The sequence below is a fragment of the Vibrio sp. YT-19(2023) genome (assembly GCF_033337395.1).
This window is the reverse complement of the sequence record NZ_JAWOQN010000360.1, coordinates 1-793: the sequence shown is the minus strand read 5'-3', so window position 1 is coordinate 793 and position 793 is coordinate 1. Positions and strand designations below refer to the sequence as shown.

Below are 793 nucleotides of genomic sequence, written 5' to 3'. Positions count from 1 at the left end.
CCGCGATACCAGACAAAGGCAACACCACAGTTAAGGCCAAAAGAGAGTACATAACCACAGCCGCCGCGATAGACTCAAATTTACTTCTTTCCGTCATAGGTTTTGGCATACCTCCAATGAGTCTCCCAACTAACCTAGGCACGCGCACGGCTAAGACTAAAAGTCCGAATGACATGTGAGCATTAAAAAGTAAGTTGTTTGATTCATCATCCATAACTAGACCAGAAATGAGTACCGCAATCATTCCAAGCCCGATAACCCAATGGAAAAACATCATTGATTTTGAGATTGCATTGTTCGTTTTCGCGTCCATCTTCTTTCTCCATGTAAAAGACATGGTTATTCTTCACATGAGCCATGAATAAAAGATGAATACTTTATTCAGACAAACCACTCTCAGACGAACTAAACAGGTCGCCGCCCTCTAGTTGTGGTCCGTGTTGATACGATAAAAATAAAAACTTACGCCCATACTCAATATCCTTCCACACCCTCACTCTTATACTCTTTCCCAAAATAAGTAATAACCATAATAAATTTTTAGATTGAGGGGAAAACAATGGATATCTACCAAGAAAGCATCAGTTTTTTAGGTAACGACGCGAACTTCGATGCAAACGGATTATTTCAATGCGAACTGTCATCGAATACAAATGACCATGATGAAGCGCTTTTCTTAACCATATTTAAGAACGAAACCACCATCAATTTGCACATGTCGTTGACCAGCCCTGTTGAGTTGCCAACACCTCTGCCAGAAGCCATCGCAATTGCAATCGGTGAACACGCGCTA

General features: G+C 41.2%; 1 protein-coding gene and 1 pseudogene. One reads left to right on the top strand and one right to left on the bottom strand.

Annotated elements, in window-relative coordinates; genetic code table 11:
* The coding region (locus R7E78_RS25905; protein WP_318058579.1) for a cytochrome b at positions 1 to 313 on the bottom strand (313 nt) is incomplete at its 3' end.
* 246 nt (positions 314 to 559) lie between these two features.
* On the opposite strand from R7E78_RS25905, the pseudogene ati1 reads away from it, so the two are divergent.
* Positions 560 to 793, top strand: a pseudogene (ati1, locus tag R7E78_RS25900) (Ati1 family type III secretion system chaperone); the annotation flags it as partial.